The sequence below is a fragment of the Gilvibacter sp. SZ-19 genome, assembly GCF_002163875.1.
Classification (GTDB): Bacteria; Bacteroidota; Bacteroidia; order Flavobacteriales; family Flavobacteriaceae; genus Gilvibacter.
Map to the genome: position 1 here is coordinate 2,328,770 of NZ_CP019333.1, position 19,723 is coordinate 2,348,492.

Sequence of the window (19,723 nt, forward strand, 5' to 3'; positions counted from 1 at the left end):
GAGTTCTGTGATTTACCTGCTTGGTAGCTTTGCAATTTTTATGATCTACATATTGGCAAAGGGCAATAGAAATAATGAAGTCCTTTATGCTGCTGCTTATTTTACCGGAGCAGAAGTGTTTTTTCGTATGACAGGAGGAGCCTTGTTCTACGAAACCGGAAAGTACGCTGTTATCTTTTTTTTGTTGGTGGGTATGTTTTATCGCGGCACTTCGCTGAGGTCAATTCCTTATTGGGTGTACCTCTTCATTTTAGTTCCAGGTATTTTGTTCTCCGCCATTAATTTGAATTATGAGTCCAATTTTAGAACGGCCATTATATTCAATTTAAGCGGGCCTTTTTGTTTGGGGATTGCTGCTATATATATGTATTACAGAAGAGTGAGCGCAGAAGAGCTAAGACGAATATTCTTGGTCATGCTGCTGCCCATAGTTACGACTATGGTTTATTTGTTTTTGTATACGCCAAATATTAGAGATGCGCTCAATGGAACGGAGTCCAATTTTCAGACCTCCGGTGGATTTGGTCCAAATCAGGTGGCGACCATTCTTGGTTTAGGGATGTTCATTCTCATTACACGACTTTTTACCATCCGAGATCGATTGGTAAATATTATTGATTTGGTCATCCTCTTTTTTATGAGTTACAGGGCTATTGTTACCTTTTCTAGAGGAGGAGTAATAACGGCCGGAGCCTGTGCAGTATTCTTTTTGATTTTTCTGTACGTGACATCAAACTCAAGGAATAGAGCGCGATTATTACCAAAGGTTGGAATCATTGTATTTGGATTGATGCTGACATGGCTATTTACATCCATTCAAACTACAGGGTTGATCGATTACCGATATACCAATCGCGATGCGGCCGGGCGATTAAAACGAGACATCACAACAGGGCGATCAGATCTTATCAGTAGTGAACTAGAAGCATTTTACGAGAAACCCCTCACGGGTATTGGTGTGGGAAAGATCAAGGAATATCGCTTTGAACAATCGGGAACTCTAGCGGCTACTCACAACGAGGTGAGTCGACTGCTTTCGGAACACGGCGTATTGGGTCTGGCAGCACTTATGCTTCTTTTTCTAACTCCATTGTTCTATTGGTTCAGGCAACGGCATAATCCTTACCTGATAGCCTTATTTATCTTTTGGTTTCTAACCATAAACCACTCGTCCATGAGACTCGCGGCACCTGCCTTTATATATGGCTTGTCGCTATTATTTGTATTGAATGAAAAAAAGAAACCTCGTCTACATAGGCAATCACCTGCGCAGCTCGGATAAGAATCCTACTTATTCTCTCCGGCTAATAGACCGTCTGGAACAAGAGGGGTATAAGGTGTGGGCGAGTTCCTCTAAAAACAACAAATTCCTGCGCTTCTTGGACATGTGGACTACCTTGCTAAAGCGTAGCAAGCAGGTCGATTATGTCCTTATCGACACTTACAGCACTTTAAATTTTTACTATGCAATTATTATTGGCTGGTGGGCAAGACGCTTAGGGCTTTCGTATATTCCTATTATGCACGGCGGAAACCTTCCCAAGCGCTTGCAGAACAACCCCAAGACCATTGCGCGCTACTGTCAAGGGGCCAAGCTTGTGATCTGTCCTTCGACCTATTTAGCAGAGCAGTTCAGAGCAGCAGGAATTGAAAATGTAAAAGTCATTCCCAATGCCATTGATATTTCGGCCTACAGTAACTCCGCAGCAAATCGGAATAGTGCTCGTATGGTTTGGCTACGTGCATTTTTACCCTTGTATAACCCGCAAATGGCCATTAAAGCCTTTGCCGAACTTGTCAAAGAGTTTCCTGAGGCTGAGCTCATTATGGCAGGCCCTGGAGATAACGCCACACGAAATTCTTGCAAGAGGCTGGCCGAGGAATTAGGTGTTGACGTGACTTTTTATGACCGCATCGACCAGGAGCAATGGCGAGCAATCGGAACTCAAGCAGGAATCTTTCTCAATACCAGTACTGCAGATAATCAACCACTTTCTGTTCTAGAAGCTCAAGCCATGGGCTTAGCGGTGGTATCTACTGAGGTGGGAGGGATGCGGTACATGGTCACCGAGGGCGAAGACGGATTATTAGTGCCTTCAAATGACAGCCAAGCAATGGCTGCAGCGATAAAGAAAATTCTCGCTTCTGATGCACTTGGGCAGCGACTAAGAAATAATGCTATGGCAAGGGCAGCAACTAATGATTGGCCAATTATAGTTGCGGCCTGGAAGTCCGTTTTAAATTAGATTCTTATTTTTATCGCGCATTGACCCCCTAACATGACCAAAAAATCCAACATTCACTTTGATATTTCCGAACGTAAGGTTCTCTTGCGTATTCTTGATATACTCTGTGTTTTGGCTTTGCTCTACGGGGTTGGACTGGTCTTCGACTTCGACTATTTTATCATCAATTCGGAGCATTGGTTTTGGTCTATAGTCTTGGCAATCTATCTTACTGTTTTTGCGACCATCTTTGAATTGTACGACCTTCAGAAAGCCAGTAATTTCGAGGTGGTGGTCAAGAATATAATTCTGACCTCTTCGGTCACGGTTTTGTTCTATTTATTAACGCCTTTCTTTTCTCCGGAGCTGCCAGAGAATCGTATCCAGATCGTTTATTTTTATTTGGCTATCAACATTGCTTTGTTCCTTTGGCGTTATGCCTATATCTCCTTGATTGCTACGCCTCGGTTTTTTAAGCGCGTGCTACTTGTTAGCGATGCTTCGGAGGTAGAAGTGGTAGCTTCTGTGCTACATAAAGTAGATCCGAATTACAAGGTGATCGGTTTTGTCAATACAGACACTAAGGCTTACAAACCACTAGAAATTGGTAGTTTGGAGGAGTTTCAGGGAAAAGATCTAAAACAAGCCGTTACCGATCATTTCATCTCAGAGATCGTGGTTTGTACTCCGCAAGCTAAAGGGATCAAAAGAGGTATTTATAACGAACTTATAGAGCTCCTAGAAAGCGGTTTCCCTATCCGAGAGTACACCCAAGTTTACGAAGAGCTTTCTAAACGAGTTCCGGTACAGCATGTAGACAAGGATTTTTACAGATATTTTCCATTTAGCAGAAGTAACCAGAACAAATTATACTTGTTCTTTCACCGTGTATTAGATCTGCTTTTCTCTACCATTGGCTTACTCTTTGGGGTATTGATCTCACCGCTTATCATTATCGGGAATCTCATTGGGAATCGTGGACCATTCTTCTATTCGCAAGAGCGGGTCGGAAGAAACGGAAAACCTTTCAGGATCATTAAACTCCGCACCATGGTAGTCGATGCCGAAAAACACGGCGCTCAATACGCTACGGCTAAAGATGCTCGCATAACGCGCTTTGGAAATTTCTTGCGCAAGACACGTTTTGATGAGATCCCACAGTTTTTAAACGTGATCAAAGGCGATATGAGTGTAATAGGTCCGAGGCCGGAGCGACCAGTGTTTGTCGAGGAACTCTCAGAGATCATTCCGTTTTACGAGATTCGCCACATAGTTAAACCCGGAGTTACCGGCTGGGCTCAGGTAAATGCAAAGTACGGGGCATCGCATGCAGATGCTTTGGAAAAACTACAATATGACCTGTATTATATAAAACGCAGAAGCCTGTTCTTAGATATCAGTATTGTCATCAAGACGCTAAGCACCATCATCTTCTACCGCGGGCAATAGGTCGCGTTCTACAGCTTTTGTGAGATACAAATAACGCAAGGCCAAAGCGATCAAGAAAGGTATCAAAGCTTTTGGAAATACTTGAACCCCGACCAACCAGTGCATACACATCAGCACCAACATCAGCAGTAAAAATTTCAAATAGCCTTTCACCCAACGCTTAGGATGCTTTTTGCCCAGCTGAAACGCCAAGAGTATATTCAGTGGAAATGCCCAAAGCAGGTTATAATTGTAAGCGGTAGTGTAGTGGTCTGTAGCAAACCATAGGAGTAAAAAGATAACTCCTACCAAACCGAGAAATACTTGCAGAACGGCATCAAAGATGCGGCTGCGGCTTTCATTCTTGGAATCGCGATAGGTAATCCATAAAATAAGAAGTCCTAGAATCAGAAAGGCGAACAGCGGGCTGCTAAAGAAATTGCGTTTTGACTCCTCTGGCTCATTCTCGAACAAGGTCTTTGTTTCTGCGACCATAGGGGCTCCATCACGGCTGCTAACTTCTAAGGCCTTAAAGACGTATTCCGGTAAGAACATATGATCCTTAACAGGAGCTACTCGATCTACCACAGAACCTATGCCCAGATCCATACCAAAGCTTCCCCAAGTGTTCCAATGAACATTCTGCTGAATTAGTGTTCTAAAGGTCTTTGGTGCGTCTACGAAACTCGAATCAATGGTCATTTCAGGGACGATATCTTGAAGTATCTGCGGGATCTTTGTAGCGCAGTTATCGTAAAAGAAATCGTAATTATAAGCGCGATTCTCCGGTTTTAGATTGTTCTCCAAAAAGTTGAACATCGCTTGTTTTTCCTGTGGAGTCAAGGCCAAGACCTGCTCTTTTATCCAGCGGTTGGCTTCGATATAATTTCTTAAGAACCCTTCCGTTCTACGCCGATCTAGCACATAGCGCATCTGTCCTTTAGCAAATTTGGCGTAGAAATTAGGGTCGTTAAAATCGTAAACCCCATAGTTGTAGGTAACGTCTATACCTCGAACTTTATCTTCTAATCGAATGGCGGTATGTCCAAAGGAATCGTAAAGGTCCTTGCCCGGACCCATGGTCAGTACAGAGATCTCCGCAGCATCAGAAAGTGGTATTTGCTGCGCGAAACTAGGTTTGCAAAAGATCAGAATAAAAAGAAGTAGAAGTTTCCGCATAGGCTATCTGAATAAACTCCAATCTATGGTTAACGAAAATACGTTCGAGTAAAGGGCAGCACTTTGGTCGCCAATATCGGTCAGGGCATAATCCAATTGAATACCCTTGTATTTGAAGCCAACACCAATATTGGGTTGAAATCCTACATTATCGCTTCCGTCTAGCTGCTGAATGTTCTGGAAATTACCTGCTCCGGCTCTAACAAAGATCAGGTCTATATATCCAAATTCTAATCCTACCGCTGGAGTTATACTCGCAAATGAGCTAGAAATGATATCGTTGGTTTCGGCAAATCGCATGTTGAGATCTACAGCTGCCAAAAGCGAATAATCGTAATTGAAAATAAACTTCTTCGCTACACCAATATTGAGCTTTGGCAAGGTAAGTTCTGTGGTTTCTGGCAATTCCTGATTTTGCCCTTCTACCGCATCGCGAATGGTGGCGAATTGATCTTCGTCTATGGTCCAAGCATTAAAGGTCGTGGTGATGTCTCGAGCCATGACTCCGAACTTCCAGTTGGATTTGGATTCAAATTGAATTCCTGCATCTAGTCCAAAACCCCAGGAATTGGCAAAATCTCCGATCACCCTCCGGATCACCTTAGCATTGACACCAATGTTAAGACCGTCCAAGGGCAGAGCCCTAGCATAGGAGAAGGTAATTCCATAATCCGCAGTAGAAAACAGCGATATCCTGTTGTAATCGATATTGCCTTGCTCGTCTATAAGTTGGGTGGTGTTCAAAATATCATCTACTCCAAATCGAATAACAGAAAGTGCAACGGCAGATTGTTTGTCCAAAGGCATGGCAAAACCGGCGTAGTCGTAATTGGCAATATTGGCAAAGTAAGAGGCGTGCATCAACGCGAGCTGATTGTCCTCTAATTGTACTAACCCAGCCGGATTCCAATAACCCGAATTTACGTTGGCCGTGGATGCAGTTACTGCATTGGCCATACCAAAAGCTGCGGCATCTACGCCAATATTCATAAATTCATTGGAATACTTTCTGGTCGTTTGGGCGTGCAACCCAAGGCTAACTGCCAGCAGTACGAGTAATAACTTCTTTTTCAAGCGTAATTTTTTTCGGTCTGGATCCGACGCCGTTTTGCCTATTAAAACTGCAAAAAGCCCGTGTTATTGTTTTGGGTCCGTCTGCAGACAAAAATACTTTATTATTTTTACAATCAATTGTCAATTACTCATGCGGAAATACATCCCACACCTTTTTACTTCTTTGAATTTATGTTGCGGATGTATCGCAGCCGTGTTCATAATTATTGGGCAGCCTTTAGGAGCAGTTTTCTTTATGTTTCTAGGGATCTTTTTCGACTTTTTCGACGGCCTTGCAGCTCGTGCACTTAAAGTCACTAGTGAGGTGGGAGTTCAGCTGGATTCTTTAGCAGATGTCATTACAAGTGGGTTGGTTCCTAGCCTTATAATGGTTCATCTATTGATCAATGCGGAGTGGGATGGAACCATAGGTACTTATTTAGATGCCTTAATGGTGGAGAAAAACCCCTTGATACCAGAGGCTTTATTTCCAAGTTGGTTACCCGTAATTGGATTACTTATTGTGATCTCTGCTGCCTACCGCTTGGCTAAGTTTAACGTAGACGACAGACAAACCTCCGGCTTTATTGGCTTGCCAACACCGGCCAATGCCATTTTTATTGCAAGCCTTTTATTGATCACCGAAGATTTTAGCCCAGCCTGGGCCTATGAATTGTTGACCAATTCATGGGTTCTTGTTGGAATCACTGTGGTTTTCAGCCTGCTAATGCATGCAGAAATACGGCTGTTCGCACTTAAGTTTAAGTCCTTTGGGATTAAAGAAAATGGGCATATCTATGCTTTTTTATTAGCGAGTCTCGTTGGCTTGCTGGTATTTAAGCTTATTGCGATTCCCTTTATTATCATAGGATACATCCTAGTGTCTATCCTTAAAAATCTAACAACTAACTAAATATCATGGCAGAGAATATCATTACGCTGTTTATGCTATTGATGCTGCAGATCGTTCTCGGTTTCGACAACTTACTGTATCTCTTTAGAATCTAAGAACGCTCCCAAAGAGAAACAAGCCTATGTCCGCAAGGTCGGTATACTAATGGCTATCGTATTGCGTATTGGACTCTTGTTCTTTTTGATCTCTGTGATCGATTATTTCCAAAAACCTTGGTTTGAATTACCGTTCGAGGGTGTGGCTACAGGCAGCTTTAATTTACACAGTCTTATCGTTCTTGCCGGAGGCGTGTTCATTATCTACACGGCCATGAAAGAGATCTGGCATATGGTGGGAGTGCCTCACGTGGAGCAACAAGTAGAGGGCGCTAAAAAGAAATCTGTAGCCAAAGTTATAGCCGCCATTATTGTGATGAATCTGGTATTCTCCTTCGATTCTATTCTGAGTGCCATGGCGCTTACCGATGTCTTCTGGGTTATGGCAACTGCCATTGTTATGGGGGGACTATTAATGATCTGGTTGGCCGATAGAGTGGCTCAATTCTTAGAACGCAATCGCATGTACGAAGTACTGGGACTCTTTATCTTGTTTATCGTTGGGATCATGCTACTCACAGAAGGCGGACATATTGCGCACCTCACCCTGTTTGATAACCCTATTACGCCCATGTCAAAGACCACCTTCTATTTTGTAATTGTGGTTTTGGTGGTGGTAGATATTGTACAGAGTCGCTATCAGAAGAAACTAATAGCCATTAAAGAATCCGAAGCAAGAAAACGAGAAGAAGAAGCTTAGAAATTCAGCTTCTTTTTACGGAGTTCAAAGTTCTGACCTAAGTATACCTTACGCACCATCTCATCTGCAGCGAGTTCCTCTGGAATACCGTGTTTTAAGATACTTCCTTCGAACATCAAATAGGTGCGGTCCGTAATAGCTAAGGTCTCTTGTACGTTGTGGTCGGTTATTAGGATACCAATATTCTTGTCTTTCAAGCGGGCCACAATACGTTGAATGTCCTCCACCGCCACAGGATCAACCCCTGCGAATGGCTCGTCGAGTAGAATAAAGTGCGGATCTGTTGCCAAAGCTCTGGCGATCTCCGTTCTACGGCGCTCACCACCAGAGAGTAGGTCGCCACGGTTCTTGCGAATGTGTCCTAAGCCAAATTCCTCGATTAGCGATTCCATTTTAGCGCGTTGCTCTTTTTTGGAGAGCTTGGTTAGCTGAAGTACACTCAAGATATTGTCTTCTATGCTGAGCTTTCTAAAAACAGATTCTTCCTGCGCCAGATAACCTATTCCGTTCTGTGCACGTTTGTACATGGGGAACTTGGTTATCTCTGTCCCTTCTAAATAGATATTGCCGCTGTTGGGTTTTACAAGCCCAACGATCATGTAAAATGAAGTGGTCTTTCCTGCTCCGTTAGGTCCCAGCAATCCAACGATCTCTCCTTGGTTCACCTCTACGGTGATCCCTTTTACGACCTGGCGGCCTTTATAAGATTTCATCAGATTTTCTGCTCGGAGCTTCATAAGGACAAATATGCTAATTATCTACGGAGAGGCAAAGGGTTTAACTATTCTTAACTTCGAGGGCCTCCCAATATTCATAGGCGCGACGCAAGTGTGGGATCACAATAGTCCCACCTATGAGCAAGGAAACACTCATGGCCTCTACGACCTCTTCTTTAGAAAGACCTAGGTCGTAACAGGCTTCCAAATGGTAACGCACACAGTCGTCACAGCGGAGCACTAAGGAGTTTCCTAGTCCTAAAAGTTCTTTGGTCTTTTTAGACAAGGCGCCTTCTTGAAAGGCGTTGGTGTCTAAATTAAAGATGCGTTTTACGATCTTATTGTTATCGGCCAAGATCTTGTCGTTCATTTTGGCGCGATAGTCGTTAAAAGAGTCTACAATATTATCCATGGGCAGCTTTGGCCTTTTTGGCCTGTTTTTTCACTACGGCTTTAGAGATATAAATACTGATTTCATAAAGTACCAGGATTGGCACAGCCACTACGATCTGACTGGCAATATCTGGTGGAGTAATTATTGCTGATAAGATAAGTACCAATACCAGCGAATATTTTCTGTACTTCCTTAAGAACTCCGGCGTTACCAAGCCGATCTTGGTTAAGAAGTAAATGATTATCGGCAGCTCAAAGATCAGTCCGCTTGCCACAGTGGCAGATCGGACCAAGGCGATATAACTGTCAAGGTCAAAATCGTTAAAGACCTGCTCACTCACCTGATAAGACCCAAGAAAGTTGATCGATAATGGAGTTACCACATAGTATCCGAACAGTACACCTGTAAAGAACAATAGCGATGCTATTACAATAAAACCACGAGAAGTTCTGCGCTCGTTAGGGCGGAGTCCTGGACTTATAAAACGCCAGAATTCGTAGATCACATACGGGAAGGCTACAATGAAACCTGCTGTGATAGAAGTCCAGATGTGGGCCGAGAATTGACCGGCCACCTTGCGACTCTGTATTCTAAAGGGTAGTTCCGTAAAGCAAAAACTGTCTTCAAAGCCTAAAAATGTTGCCACGCGGCAAAGGATTCTATAGGTAGGGAAGTCGGCACTTTTTGGGCCGAGTAATAGGGTGTCAAATACAAAGGATTTGGCCAAAAAGGCAATCATCCCCATTGCTACTATAGCGATAGTACAACGTATCAAATGCCAACGGAGTTCTTCCAAATGGCCTAAAAACGACATTTCCTTCCCTGGGTTTGCGCTTGCTGCCATTAAATGATTCCTTCTTTTGTTAGATTGTGAATATGAACCACACCGCTGTATTCACCGGCTTCTTCTACCAGTAATTGAGTGATTCCGTGCTTGTCTAATTTTCTGTAGGCAGCCACCGCCATATCGTCTTGGTCTATGGTCTTAGGGTCTGCAGTCATAATATCCGAAGCAACCAAACCAGAGATGTTGTCTACCTTGGTAAGCATTCTACGCAGATCTCCATCGGTTATAATGCCCACGATCTTATTGTCCTTTACTACGGCAGTAGCGCCAAGCATGTTCTTAGAGATCTCTATGATAACTTCCTTTACTGGAGTATGAGGGCTTACTTGTGGCTTGGCATTCAAAGCCGTGAGGTCGCGAACGCGCAAATAGAGTTGCTTCCCTAAAGAGCCCCCCGGATGAAAACGTGCAAAATCCGAAGCCTTAAAACCACGCATTTCCAACAAGCAAACCGCCAAAGCGTCACCTATGACCAATTGGGCAGTGGTGCTGGTTGTCGGTGCTAAATTATTTGGGCAAGCTTCTTTTTCCACATAGGCGTGTAGTACATAATCCGCTTGTTGACCTAAAAAGGATTCCTTGTTAGAAGTAATAGCCATAAGCTTATTGCCTAAGGCTTTGATAAGCGGAACCAAGACTTTGATCTCCGGCGTGTTTCCGCTCTTGGAGATACAGATCACCGTGTCCTCTTGCTGAATGGTTCCCAGATCGCCGTGAATGGCGTCTGCAGCATGCATAAAAATAGCCGGCGTCCCAGTAGAATTTAAGGTTGCGACTATTTTTGTGGCAATATTGGCGCTTTTACCTATTCCGGTAACCACAACGCGGCCGTTCGAATTGTAAATGTATTCTACGGCGGCGGCAAAGGTATCGTCTACCAAACTAGACAGATGCGCTATGGCTTTACTCTCTGTATCTATGGTTTGTTTGGCAATGGCAATGATCTGCTCTCGATTCATTAAAACTCGGGAATTATTCTCTTGCTGAGGTCTAAAGAAATTAGTATATTGTAAATACAAAAGTACATAATTTTTCATGCCTCTGGGGAGTTAACGGCAGGAGAGTTTCATGTATTTTTCTTCTGATTGGTATCGACATTTTAACAGACTGACGGTATTGAACGACAAGCAGATTTTATTAAACGCGAAAAGAGTGAACGATTCTGAGTTATACGCTGCACTCAAGAAGTATTTTGGTTTTAACCAATTTAAGGGGCTTCAAGAAAAAGTGATCAAAAGTGTGGTAACAGACCACAACACCTTTGTGATCATGCCGACGGGTGGTGGTAAATCCCTTTGCTATCAGCTCCCAGCATTGATGAAAGACGGAACCGCAATTGTGGTCTCGCCCCTAATTGCCTTGATGAAAAATCAGGTGGATGCGCTACGGGCTATTTCTGAAAACAAAGGCATTGCCCATGTACTGAACTCCTCCCTTAACAAATCCGAAGTAAAACAAGTAAAGCAAGACATAGTCGATGGCGTGACCAAACTCTTGTACGTCGCCCCAGAATCGCTTGCAAAAGAAGACAACATTGAGTTCCTCCGCTCGGTAACGGTGAGTTTTGTGGCTATAGACGAAGCGCATTGTATCAGTGAGTGGGGACACGACTTTAGACCAGAGTATCGCAATTTGCGCAACATTATTAATCGTCTAGGCGATTCCATACCGATCATTGGCCTAACCGCTACTGCGACTCCTAAGGTGCAAGAAGATATCTTAAAGAATCTCGGGATCCAACAAGCCAATACCTTTAAGGCCTCCTTTAACAGACCTAATCTGTTCTATGAAGTGCGTCCAAAGACCAAGAATGTAGACGCGGATATTATTCGCTTTGTAAAGCAAAATCAAGGCAAGAGCGGTATTATTTACTGCTTGAGCAGAAAACGGGTAGAAGAACTGGCCCAGGCGCTGCAAGTTAACGGGATAGCCGCCGTGCCCTATCACGCAGGTCTAGACCCAAAGACGCGGGTAAAGCATCAGGATATGTTCCTTATGGAAGATGCAGATGTGGTGGTCGCTACCATTGCCTTTGGAATGGGAATCGACAAACCCGACGTGCGTTTTGTGATCCACAATGACATTCCTAAAAGTATAGAAAGTTATTATCAGGAGACTGGTCGTGCAGGTCGCGATGGTGGAGAAGGCCATTGTTTGGCGTTCTATTCGTATAAAGACATTGAGAAGCTTGAGAAATTCATGAGCGGCAAACCTGTGGCCGAACAGGAAATAGGTCATGCCTTGCTTCAAGAAATGGTTGCCTTTGCAGAGACCAGTATGTCTAGACGCAAGTTCTTGTTGCATTACTTCGGAGAAGAATTCGATGTGGCTACCGGAGAAGGTGGCGACATGGACGACAATGTGCGCAACCCTAAAAAGAAACACGAGGCTAAAGAGCAGTTGCACCGTTTATTAGATGTGCTGAATAAGACCAATCAGCAGTATAAGGCCAAAGAACTGGTCAAAGTCCTGATTGGCGATGTCAATGCCTTGATCAAGTCACACAGAACAGATCAGCAAGACTTTTTCGGCTCAGGTAAAGGGCACGACAAGTCCTATTGGATGGCACTAATACGCCAATCTTTGGTAGCTGGGTATATCAGAAAGGACATTGAGACCTACGGAGTGCTTAAGCTTACAGAAAAAGGAGCCGCTTTCATAGCGCAGCCAGAATCTTTCATGATGACAGAAGATCACAAGTTCGATCATGAAGACGATAGCTCCATTACCGTTGCCAAGAAATCCAACGGAGAAGGCAGTGACAAGAATCTGTTCAAACTCCTAAAAGACGAGCGTAAAAAAGTTGCAACCAAACTGGGCTTGCCACCTTTTGTGATCTTCCAAGACCCTTCTTTAGAAGATATGGCGCTCAAGTATCCCATAACCATTAGTGAACTCTCTAATGTACATGGCGTAGGAGAGGGCAAAGCGAAAAAGTACGGAGACCCGTTTGTGCAACTTATTGCGCGCTATGTGGAAGAGAACGAGATAGAACGTCCAGATGATTTTGTAGTGAAATCCACCGGGACCAACTCCGCCTTAAAACTCTACATCATTCAAAGTATAGACCGCAAACTTCCGCTGGACGATATTGCTTCTGCCAAAGGTTTAGAGATGCCAGAATTCATCAAAGAGATGGAAGCCATTGTCTTTAGTGGTACCAAACTCAATATCGATTATTACTTGGAAGACATTTTGGACGAGGATCAGCAGGAAGAGATCCACGACTATTTCTTAGAGGCCGAAACAGATAAGATCGACGTTGCCATAGAAGAGTTCGACGGCGATTACGACGACGAGGAACTGCGTTTGTACCGCATTAAGTTCATCAGCGAAGTGGCCAACTAGTTTGTAACCCAACTCCCTTTAGAAGCAGATTTAAAGCCTTATCTTTGCAGCCTTAAACTTTAAGATATGCAAGACGGAATCTATGCTAAATTCACCACTACTAAAGGTGAAATCCTAGTTCAACTCACTTACGATAAAACCCCGGGTACTGTCGGTAACTTTGTTGCCTTGGCAGAAGGAAACCTAGAAAATGGCGCCAAGCCACAAGGTCAGCCGTATTACGATGGGCTAAAGTTCCACCGTGTGATCAACGACTTTATGATCCAAGGTGGTGACCCTAACGGAACTGGTTCCGGAGGTCCTGGTTATAACTTTGACGATGAATTCCACCCAGAGCTTAAGCACGACGGGCCTGGAGTTCTTTCTATGGCCAATGCTGGGCCAGGAACTAACGGGAGCCAATTCTTTATTACCCATGTGGAGACTCCTTGGTTAGACAACAAACACACTGTTTTTGGAAAAGTAACCGAAGGACAAGAGGTAGTAGACACTATTGCTCAAGGCGATGTTATGGAAAAAGTCGAGATTGTTCGTGTTGGTGATGACGCAAAGAGCTGGAATGCGGTAGAAGCTTTCCGTTTGTTCAACGGCGCAAAGGCAGAACGCGAAGCTGCAGCCAAAGCCGCTGCCGAGCAAGCCATGAAAGATCTAACGGCTGGTTTCGATAAGACAGACAGTGGGTTGTATTACAAACTCATTCAAGAGGGCAGTGGTGCCAAGGCTGAGGCGGGTAAGACAGTCGCTGTACATTACAAAGGTATGTTGGCAGACGGTATGGTCTTCGATTCTTCTTACAACCGCGGAACACCGATCGAATTCCCATTAGGCATGGGACAGGTTATTCCAGGTTGGGACGAAGGTATCCAACTTTTAAAAGTTGGAGACAAAGCCCGTTTGGTCATCCCTTCTGAATTAGGCTATGGAAGCCGAGGCGCTGGAGGTGTGATTCCTCCGAATGCCACCTTGGTCTTCGATGTAGAACTCATGGAAGTTAAATAAAAAGAAAAGCGGCGCAAAAGGCCGCTTTTTTTATATCTCTTGGTCAACCGTATCGGTGACAACGTAATAACGCGGATCGTCTATAGAACGCTCTATGATGGTCTCAAAACGCGGATTGGCTTTGAGCAGTAAAGCAATACAATCCGGGCTCAAATGAGTGAGCTTTACCTGCTTGCCTTGTTGTATATAGCGGTTGGCTATTCCTCTTAAGGCTTCAATGCCCGAATGATCACTTACTTTAGATTCCATAAAATCGATCTCTACTTGAGTGGGGTCGTTCTTTACATCGAACTTGCCGTTAAAGTTCTGAACCGATCCGAAGAACAAAGGTCCCCAGATCTCATAGACCTTAGTGCCGTCTTCTTTGATCTGTTTCCGCGCACGGATCATGGTGGCGTTTTTCCAGGCAAATACCAGCGCGGAGATAATTACTCCAGACAGCACTGCAATAGCGAGATCTTTCCAAACTGTGATAGCAGAAACAGCAATTAGGACCACAGTATCTGCTAGCGGTATCTTGTGTAATATTCTAAAGCTACTCCAAGCAAAAGTTCCGATAACTACCATAAACATTACACCGACTAAAGCTGCAATAGGAATCTGTTCAATAAGGCCAGATCCGAAGAGGATAAAACAAAGCAGTGCTACGGCTGCAATGATACCGGAAAGGCGCCCGCGTCCGCCAGAGTTGATATTAATTATAGACTGCCCGATCATAGCACAACCGCCCATACCACCAAATAAGCCGTTAATGAAGTTCGCCCCACCTTGGGCCACACATTCGCGGTTTCCGCTTCCTCTGGTCTCTGTCAGTTCGTCGATGAGGTTTAGGGTCATTAAAGATTCAATAAGGCCAATAGCTGCCAGTATAAAAGCTGTGGGAACAATGGTGCTGAGCCAATGTCCGTCTAGGGTAGCGAACATATCAAAGAGCTGCCACTGGAACGTAGGCAAGCCGCCTTTTAATCCGGAGCCGCCTCCTTCACGAATAAAGGATCCTACCGTGCTCACTTCTAGACCTCCAAAGATCGCTATGGCCGCAACCACAATAATTGCCAACAGGGCAGCAGGTACTTTTTTAGTGAGTTTGGGCAAGCCCCACATGATTCCCATGGTTAGGGCTACCAAGCCCAACATGAGGTATAATGGACCTCCGCTGAGCCACTGGAATTCGCCGTTTACCTTGGTTTTAAAAAGCCCCAACTGCGATAGGAAGATCACAATGGCCAAGCCATTTACAAAGCCTAGCATTACCGGATGTGGAATAAGGCGCACAAATTTTCCCAATCGAAAGAATCCTGCACTCATTTGGATCAGCCCCACGAGTAATAAGGTGATAAAGAGCCATTGTAGGCCTAGTTGCTCTACAGGTTGGTCTAAGCTTAGCCCTACTTCATTCCCTTTGCTCACCAAATGTACCATTACCACGGCCATGGCTCCAGTTGCGCCAGAGATCATCCCCGGGCGCCCTCCAAAAAGTGCAGTGATGAGTCCCATCATAAAGGCTCCGTAGAGACCAACCAAGGGGTCAACACCTGCAACAAAGGCAAAAGCTACCGCTTCTGGCACCAAGGCTAAAGCCACGGTAAGTCCAGATAGTATGTCGTTCTTTGGGTTTTGGGTAAAGTTGCGTAATAAGGTTTTCATGGGCTCTCTGCTAAAAAGCCGCAAATATACATCATTAGGTTAACTCGGAAAGGATGGGTCTAAAACTCCAAGGGATCTTTAGAATCTGGTTTCCATTTGATATTACAGCCTATGCTCGGCTTTTGATCTTTGCGCTGTGGATGATTATTTAGAATATTGTCTAAAGCTTCGCGCAGATCACGGCCGTTTACAGGAATACCGTTGGATGGGCGAGAATCGTCTAATTGTCCGCGGTACACCAATTTTAGGTCGGCATCGAAAACAAAGAAATCGGGGGTGCAAGTTGCACCGTAGGCGATAGCCACCTCTTGGGTCTTGTCGTAAAGATAGGGGAAGGGGTATTTGTGTCTGCGTCCGGTATCGTACATTTCTTCTGGTCCGTCTTGCGGATAGGTTTCAACATCGTTACTGCTAATAGCCGCAAAGCCAAAGCCAGGTACGGTATAATCGTTAGCAATACGCACCAACTCTTCGTTGACGTGTTTTACAAAAGGGCAGTGGTTGCATATGAACATAATGACCGTTCCTTTATCACCTTTTACTTGGTCCAAGCTTTTAAAACCTGTGCTCATTACATCGTCCAGAAAAAAGTCAGGGGCTACCGTGCCCAAAGGGATCATTTTAGATTCAGTTCTTGCCATGCAGTTCAAAGTTTTGGTGTACGATATCTGTCGTGACTCCGCAGTCATCGTTACAACAAAGATACGGTAAGATTGCCTATTTTTAGTGCTTTAAATACAACAGCATATGGACCTCAGTTGGAACGATTTTACCAAAGTAGACATGCGTGTGGGAACCGTTGTAAAAGTCGAAAACTTTCCGGAAGCTAGAAACCCAGCCTATAAACTCTGGATAGATTTTGGTGCCCTAGGAACCCTTAAAAGTTCTGCCCAAATTACTGTCAAGTATAATAAAGAGGAACTACTCGGTGCGCAAGTGGTTGCTGTGGTGAACTTCCCTGAAAAACAAATTGGCCCATTCATGAGCCAATGTTTAGTGCTAGGAGCTGTAGACGGCAAGGCGGTCACACTCTTGTCACCAAACAAAGAAGTGCCTAACGGTTTGCGTATTGCTTAAATAAAAAAAAGGGAAGTATTGCTACTTCCCTTTTTAAACGATTTGCTAAAGCTTTTTTACATCTCATCTCCAAAGAACACAGCGTTCATTAGCAACTTATTGGTGCCATACCAAAAAGCTCTAAAATTGGTGTTGTCGGTAAAATAGATGATCTGTCCGCGGCCCTTACCCTGTATCTTCACCATAGAAGTTCCGCCTAATTGCTCCAGGTTCTCTTCCGAGATATATCCACTTAAAAGCGGGTTGTCGGTGTATTGTACTGGGTTGTTGTAGCTCTGCGGATCTGCCTCCATGAACAAGGTGCTGTTTCTAAAGGTCGGCATACTGGTTTTGGTGTATCCAAAAGCAATAGGGTGGGTGAGGTCTAATTTGGTCTCAAAGATCGCTCCTCCTATAACCTGTGCGCCAAAGTAGTCGCCGCGTTGTTCAAAGCTAATATTGGTGGCAGTGTCTTGAGCCGATTTGAATTTTATCTTCATCAGTTCGTTTCTGTCCAACCAACGTCCCATATTCTTGTAGGCAATTAGGGTTCCACCACTGCGGATCCAACTGTCTAGTTTTTCTGCGTCGGATTTGTCTAAGGCAGAGCCCCAAGAATTAGGAACGATTATGTCTGTATAACGGCTCAGATCAGCTCGGCCAAAATCTCTAGAATCTATTTTGGTGAGTTTCATGGCGTAACGCGTGTCGAATAAATGCCAGATCTCTCCTGCATCGTAAGGGTTCATCCCATCGCCAATAATGATGGCTACCTCTTGTTTCTCTATCGCTCTAAACTGATTGCTCCCCAAATCGATCCCTTCTGTGTATCCTGTGGTAACTCCAGTGATCTCGATATGGCTCTCTCTGGCAACATCGTTGAGGAACTTGGCCAGATCGCGTGCGTCTAGTTTTTGATTCTGCGCTGGGATCATAATGGTTCCGTAGTCGTATTGCTTACCGTTTAGACTGAACGGCTTCATGCCTACTTTGGCACGTAAACCCTTTTCTAAGATCATATTCAGCGCCTTGGGAGCATAGTACTCATGCCATTCCATTAAATAGGCATAGCCCCCAGTATTGGTCAAAATGGTCTCTTTGGGTTTTAGGTCTTCAACTTTTGGCCCTGCAGCGCTTAAAGAGGCTTTGTCGCTATAGTTGAGGTTGAAGGCCATCGGGAAGGTCCAGGCAGAAATATCGTAAAACAAAGAGTCTTTAAAAGTGGTTCGCACATCGAACATTGCTTTTAGGAGTCTGTGGTTCTTTTGATTCTTAGGAATGATATAACTGTATCCTTTCTTGTACGATTTTCCAGCGACATTCACATCGCTTTTGAGTTCGTGGAAATCGATCTTATGACGTTCCAAGATCTCGGCAAAGTGATACACACGAGCGGCATCTTTGGCATCTCCAACTATATAAGCTCCGCCTTTAGCAGCCTCAGAGCGGGCGTCGCTAAAGAACTGCTTTTGGTAATCCAAGAGTTTGGTACGCATAGTAGCTGAGGCTTCTAGGGTACTCAAGGCAGCGGTTAATTGGTTTCTAATGGTAAATGGGAAAGTTAGAATACCGTTTACACTTTCTTGCGCATGTCCACGAGAAGAGGCCTGTTCAAACAAGATTCCGATTCCACCATTAATATCTGGAAAGGTCGATCCTTTACCGTAATAAAAATCATCAAAACTCTCTTGGGTATAATACAAACTCCCTATCTGATCTAGCGCTTTCACATGATAGGTCGCAATCTCTCCCGTTAGGTCTTGATTGCGCTGTGGCGTTAATGGGTGCGTACGCGACGGAATACCTGGCTGGAAGAAAAAAGTAGCGTTGGTTCCCATCTCGTGGTGGTCTGTCAGTACATTCGGATACCATTTGTGAAAGCTGGCAATGCGTGCTCTAGATTCCGGCAATTGTACCGGCAACCAGTCGCGATTCATGTCAAACCAGTAGTGATTGGTACGTCCTCCTGGCCAAACTTCGCTGTATTCGCGATCATTCGGATCCGGATTGATGTTAATGCTTTTGTGCACATTAGCCCAATAAGCGAAACGTTGTAAACCGTCTGGGTTGAATGAAGGGTCTAATAAGATCACCGTATTCTTGAGCTTTTCTTCTAAGGCTGGTCCTTGAGCGGCAGCCAAATAGTAAGCGTAGAGTAAAGAGGCGTTAGATCCACTAGGTTCGTTCCCGTGAATGGAGAAGCCTTGATACAAGATCACCGGCATTTGCGAAGTGTCTCCGCTGCCGTTGTCTGTTAGGGCCATATGCTCCGCGCGAATCTGATCGATACGTGCGTGATTCTCTGGAGCAGTTACGGTAAGCAGTAAGATCGGGCGACCTTCAAACGTGGTGCCGCGCGACTCGATGGTCATGCGGTCACTGGCTGCAGCCAAAGCTTGCATATACATGGCTAGCTTGTCATGGGTAATGTGCCAATCGCCAACCTGGTGTCCTATAACACTTTCAGGAGTAGGAATATCTGGGTTATAGCTAACATTTCCAGGGAGGTAATAATTCAGGTCTACGTGGTAATCTTGTGCAATCCCGGCCGATACTGAAAAAAATACGGCGAGGCTTAAAGCGAATTTTAACATGGTTGGTTGGTGTGTTGTGGTTGATTCTTTAAGTCAATCATTAAGCTTTAAAGATAAAAAAAACCGCTGGCAAAGGGTGCAAGCGGTTTTTCATTTAGGGAAATTTTATGATTTAAATATCGTCAAAATCGATGTCTGTGAACGATTGCGTACTGGATTCTGAACTTACGGCTACCGTTTCTGGTTGCCCGTTCTGAAATTCCTTTTTATAATCTTTCTGATGACGCTCGCTGATCACTTCCTCACCTTTCTCTGCGATGATGAAATCTATCATATCATTGACGTGCTCTCTAAAACTGGCAAAATCTTCTTTATAGAGATAGATCTTGTGTTTTTTATAGTGGAAAGAACCGTCTTCGTTCGTGAATTTTTTACTCTCTGTGATGGTAAGGTAATAGTCTCCTGCTTTAGTAGATCTAACATCGAAGAAGTACGTCCGGCGGCCAGCTCTTAAGACCTTGGAGTAAATTTCTTCTTTCTCCAGCATGTGATCACTCATGTCTTGTTTAGTTTTTGCGTTAGCCAAATC

At 44.3% G+C, this 19,723-nt stretch carries 18 protein-coding genes; 8 read left to right on the top strand and 10 right to left on the bottom strand.

Annotated features, from left to right (window positions below; translation table 11 throughout):
• The first annotated feature begins 40 nt into the window (after window positions 1-40).
• From BTO09_RS10890 to BTO09_RS10900, 3 genes are read left to right on the top strand one after another with little or no spacing between them, the layout of a single operon-like run.
• Window positions 41-1,282, top strand: a complete 1,242-nt coding sequence (locus BTO09_RS10890; protein ID WP_232454951.1) for an O-antigen ligase — start codon at window positions 41-43, stop codon at window positions 1,280-1,282.
• Entirely contained in the window at window positions 1,230-2,246 is a 1,017-nt protein-coding gene (locus tag BTO09_RS10895) for a glycosyltransferase family 4 protein (protein WP_087524809.1), read from the top strand. The genes BTO09_RS10890 and BTO09_RS10895 overlap by 53 nt, the downstream gene beginning before the upstream one ends.
• 33 nt (window positions 2,247-2,279) lie before the next feature.
• Window positions 2,280-3,674, top strand: a complete 1,395-nt coding sequence (locus BTO09_RS10900) for a sugar transferase (RefSeq protein ID WP_087524810.1) — start codon at window positions 2,280-2,282, stop codon at window positions 3,672-3,674.
• On the opposite strand, the gene BTO09_RS10905 is transcribed toward BTO09_RS10900, so the two are convergent.
• Both BTO09_RS10905 and BTO09_RS10910 read right to left on the bottom strand, forming a co-directional pair.
• Window positions 3,642-4,832 carry a DUF4105 domain-containing protein gene (locus BTO09_RS10905; RefSeq protein ID WP_087524811.1) on the bottom strand — a complete coding sequence of 397 codons (1,191 nt, stop codon included), beginning with the start codon at window positions 4,830-4,832 and terminating at the stop codon, window positions 3,642-3,644. The two genes, BTO09_RS10900 and BTO09_RS10905, sit on opposite strands and share 33 nt — an antisense overlap.
• Window positions 4,833-4,835: 3 nt before the next feature.
• The gene (locus BTO09_RS10910; protein WP_157663541.1) at window positions 4,836-5,822 is read right to left on the bottom strand and encodes a PorV/PorQ family protein; all 987 of its coding nucleotides are present in this window, start codon (window positions 5,820-5,822) and stop codon (window positions 4,836-4,838) included.
• 214 nt (window positions 5,823-6,036) lie between these two features.
• Here BTO09_RS10910 and BTO09_RS10915 point away from each other — a divergent pair, with 214 nt between their 5' ends.
• Window positions 6,037-6,798 (top strand): phosphatidylcholine/phosphatidylserine synthase, encoded by a 762-nt coding sequence (locus tag BTO09_RS10915; RefSeq protein ID WP_087524813.1) that lies wholly within the window; start codon window positions 6,037-6,039, stop codon window positions 6,796-6,798.
• Between the two features lie 78 nt (window positions 6,799-6,876).
• Window positions 6,877-7,593, top strand: coding sequence for a TerC family protein (locus BTO09_RS10920; RefSeq protein WP_369826914.1), 717 nt, complete (start codon window positions 6,877-6,879; stop codon window positions 7,591-7,593).
• Here the strand turns inward: BTO09_RS10920 and lptB are convergent.
• Genes lptB through BTO09_RS10940 form a run of 4 tightly spaced genes read right to left on the bottom strand, consistent with a single transcriptional unit; the run spans window position 7,590 to window position 10,509 of the window.
• Window positions 7,590-8,330 carry an LPS export ABC transporter ATP-binding protein gene (gene lptB / locus BTO09_RS10925; protein ID WP_087524814.1) on the bottom strand — a complete coding sequence of 247 codons (741 nt, stop codon included), beginning with the start codon at window positions 8,328-8,330 and terminating at the stop codon, window positions 7,590-7,592. The genes BTO09_RS10920 and lptB overlap by 4 nt on opposite strands.
• Window positions 8,331-8,370: 40 nt before the next feature.
• Entirely contained in the window at window positions 8,371-8,721 is a 351-nt protein-coding gene (locus BTO09_RS10930; protein ID WP_087524815.1) for a carboxymuconolactone decarboxylase family protein, read from the bottom strand.
• Entirely contained in the window at window positions 8,714-9,547 is an 834-nt protein-coding gene (tatC, locus tag BTO09_RS10935) for a twin-arginine translocase subunit TatC (RefSeq protein ID WP_087524816.1), read from the bottom strand. The genes BTO09_RS10930 and tatC overlap by 8 nt, the downstream gene beginning before the upstream one ends.
• Entirely contained in the window at window positions 9,547-10,509 is a 963-nt protein-coding gene (locus BTO09_RS10940) for an SIS domain-containing protein (RefSeq protein ID WP_087524817.1), read from the bottom strand. The genes tatC and BTO09_RS10940 overlap by 1 nt, the downstream gene beginning before the upstream one ends.
• A 193-nt stretch (window positions 10,510-10,702) precedes the next feature.
• Here BTO09_RS10940 and recQ point away from each other — a divergent pair, with 193 nt between their 5' ends.
• Complete coding sequence (recQ, locus tag BTO09_RS10945) at window positions 10,703-12,898, top strand: DNA helicase RecQ (protein WP_232454952.1); 2,196 nt, start codon at window positions 10,703-10,705, stop codon at window positions 12,896-12,898.
• 66 nt (window positions 12,899-12,964) lie between these two features.
• Window positions 12,965-13,897, top strand: coding sequence for a peptidylprolyl isomerase (locus BTO09_RS10950; protein ID WP_087524819.1), 933 nt, complete (start codon window positions 12,965-12,967; stop codon window positions 13,895-13,897).
• A gap of 30 nt (window positions 13,898-13,927) precedes the next feature.
• On the opposite strand, the gene BTO09_RS10955 is transcribed toward BTO09_RS10950, so the two are convergent.
• Window positions 13,928-15,544 carry a SulP family inorganic anion transporter gene (locus BTO09_RS10955; RefSeq protein ID WP_087524820.1) on the bottom strand — a complete coding sequence of 539 codons (1,617 nt, stop codon included), beginning with the start codon at window positions 15,542-15,544 and terminating at the stop codon, window positions 13,928-13,930.
• Window positions 15,545-15,603: 59 nt separating this feature from the next.
• Entirely contained in the window at window positions 15,604-16,185 is a 582-nt protein-coding gene (locus tag BTO09_RS10960) for a thioredoxin family protein (protein ID WP_087524821.1), read from the bottom strand.
• 106 nt (window positions 16,186-16,291) lie between these two features.
• Here BTO09_RS10960 and BTO09_RS10965 point away from each other — a divergent pair, with 106 nt between their 5' ends.
• Window positions 16,292-16,621 carry a tRNA-binding protein gene (locus BTO09_RS10965; protein ID WP_087524822.1) on the top strand — a complete coding sequence of 110 codons (330 nt, stop codon included), beginning with the start codon at window positions 16,292-16,294 and terminating at the stop codon, window positions 16,619-16,621.
• A gap of 56 nt (window positions 16,622-16,677) precedes the next feature.
• Here BTO09_RS10965 and BTO09_RS10970 read toward each other — a convergent pair whose 3' ends face one another.
• Both BTO09_RS10970 and BTO09_RS10975 read right to left on the bottom strand, forming a co-directional pair.
• Window positions 16,678-19,194: a M14 family metallopeptidase gene (locus BTO09_RS10970; protein ID WP_087524823.1), complete on the bottom strand. Its 2,517-nt coding sequence runs from the start codon at window positions 19,192-19,194 to the stop codon at window positions 16,678-16,680.
• 112 nt (window positions 19,195-19,306) lie between these two features.
• Window positions 19,307-19,693, bottom strand: a complete 387-nt coding sequence (locus BTO09_RS10975; RefSeq protein WP_087524824.1) for a PUR family DNA/RNA-binding protein — start codon at window positions 19,691-19,693, stop codon at window positions 19,307-19,309.
• Window positions 19,694-19,723 lie beyond the last annotated feature (30 nt).

Coding starts and splice junctions, on each gene's coding strand:
- BTO09_RS10975 (WP_087524824.1), bottom strand. CDS start 19,693: ATGAGTGATCACATGCTGGAGAAAGAAGAAATTTACTCCAAGGTCTTA.
- BTO09_RS10970 (WP_087524823.1), bottom strand. CDS start 19,194: ATGTTAAAATTCGCTTTAAGCCTCGCCGTATTTTTTTCAGTATCGGCC.
- BTO09_RS10960 (WP_087524821.1), bottom strand. CDS start 16,185: ATGGCAAGAACTGAATCTAAAATGATCCCTTTGGGCACGGTAGCCCCT.
- BTO09_RS10905 (WP_087524811.1), bottom strand. CDS start 4,832: ATGCGGAAACTTCTACTTCTTTTTATTCTGATCTTTTGCAAACCTAGT.
- tatC (WP_087524816.1), bottom strand. CDS start 9,547: ATGGCAGCAAGCGCAAACCCAGGGAAGGAAATGTCGTTTTTAGGCCAT.
- BTO09_RS10890 (WP_232454951.1), top strand. CDS start 41: ATGATCTACATATTGGCAAAGGGCAATAGAAATAATGAAGTCCTTTAT.
- BTO09_RS10915 (WP_087524813.1), top strand. CDS start 6,037: ATGCGGAAATACATCCCACACCTTTTTACTTCTTTGAATTTATGTTGC.
- BTO09_RS10895 (WP_087524809.1), top strand. CDS start 1,230: ATGAAAAAAAGAAACCTCGTCTACATAGGCAATCACCTGCGCAGCTCG.
- BTO09_RS10940 (WP_087524817.1), bottom strand. CDS start 10,509: ATGAATCGAGAGCAGATCATTGCCATTGCCAAACAAACCATAGATACA.
- lptB (WP_087524814.1), bottom strand. CDS start 8,330: ATGAAGCTCCGAGCAGAAAATCTGATGAAATCTTATAAAGGCCGCCAG.
- BTO09_RS10930 (WP_087524815.1), bottom strand. CDS start 8,721: ATGGATAATATTGTAGACTCTTTTAACGACTATCGCGCCAAAATGAAC.
- BTO09_RS10950 (WP_087524819.1), top strand. CDS start 12,965: ATGCAAGACGGAATCTATGCTAAATTCACCACTACTAAAGGTGAAATC.
- BTO09_RS10900 (WP_087524810.1), top strand. CDS start 2,280: ATGACCAAAAAATCCAACATTCACTTTGATATTTCCGAACGTAAGGTT.
- BTO09_RS10910 (WP_157663541.1), bottom strand. CDS start 5,822: ATGAATATTGGCGTAGATGCCGCAGCTTTTGGTATGGCCAATGCAGTA.
- BTO09_RS10955 (WP_087524820.1), bottom strand. CDS start 15,544: ATGAAAACCTTATTACGCAACTTTACCCAAAACCCAAAGAACGACATA.
- BTO09_RS10965 (WP_087524822.1), top strand. CDS start 16,292: ATGGACCTCAGTTGGAACGATTTTACCAAAGTAGACATGCGTGTGGGA.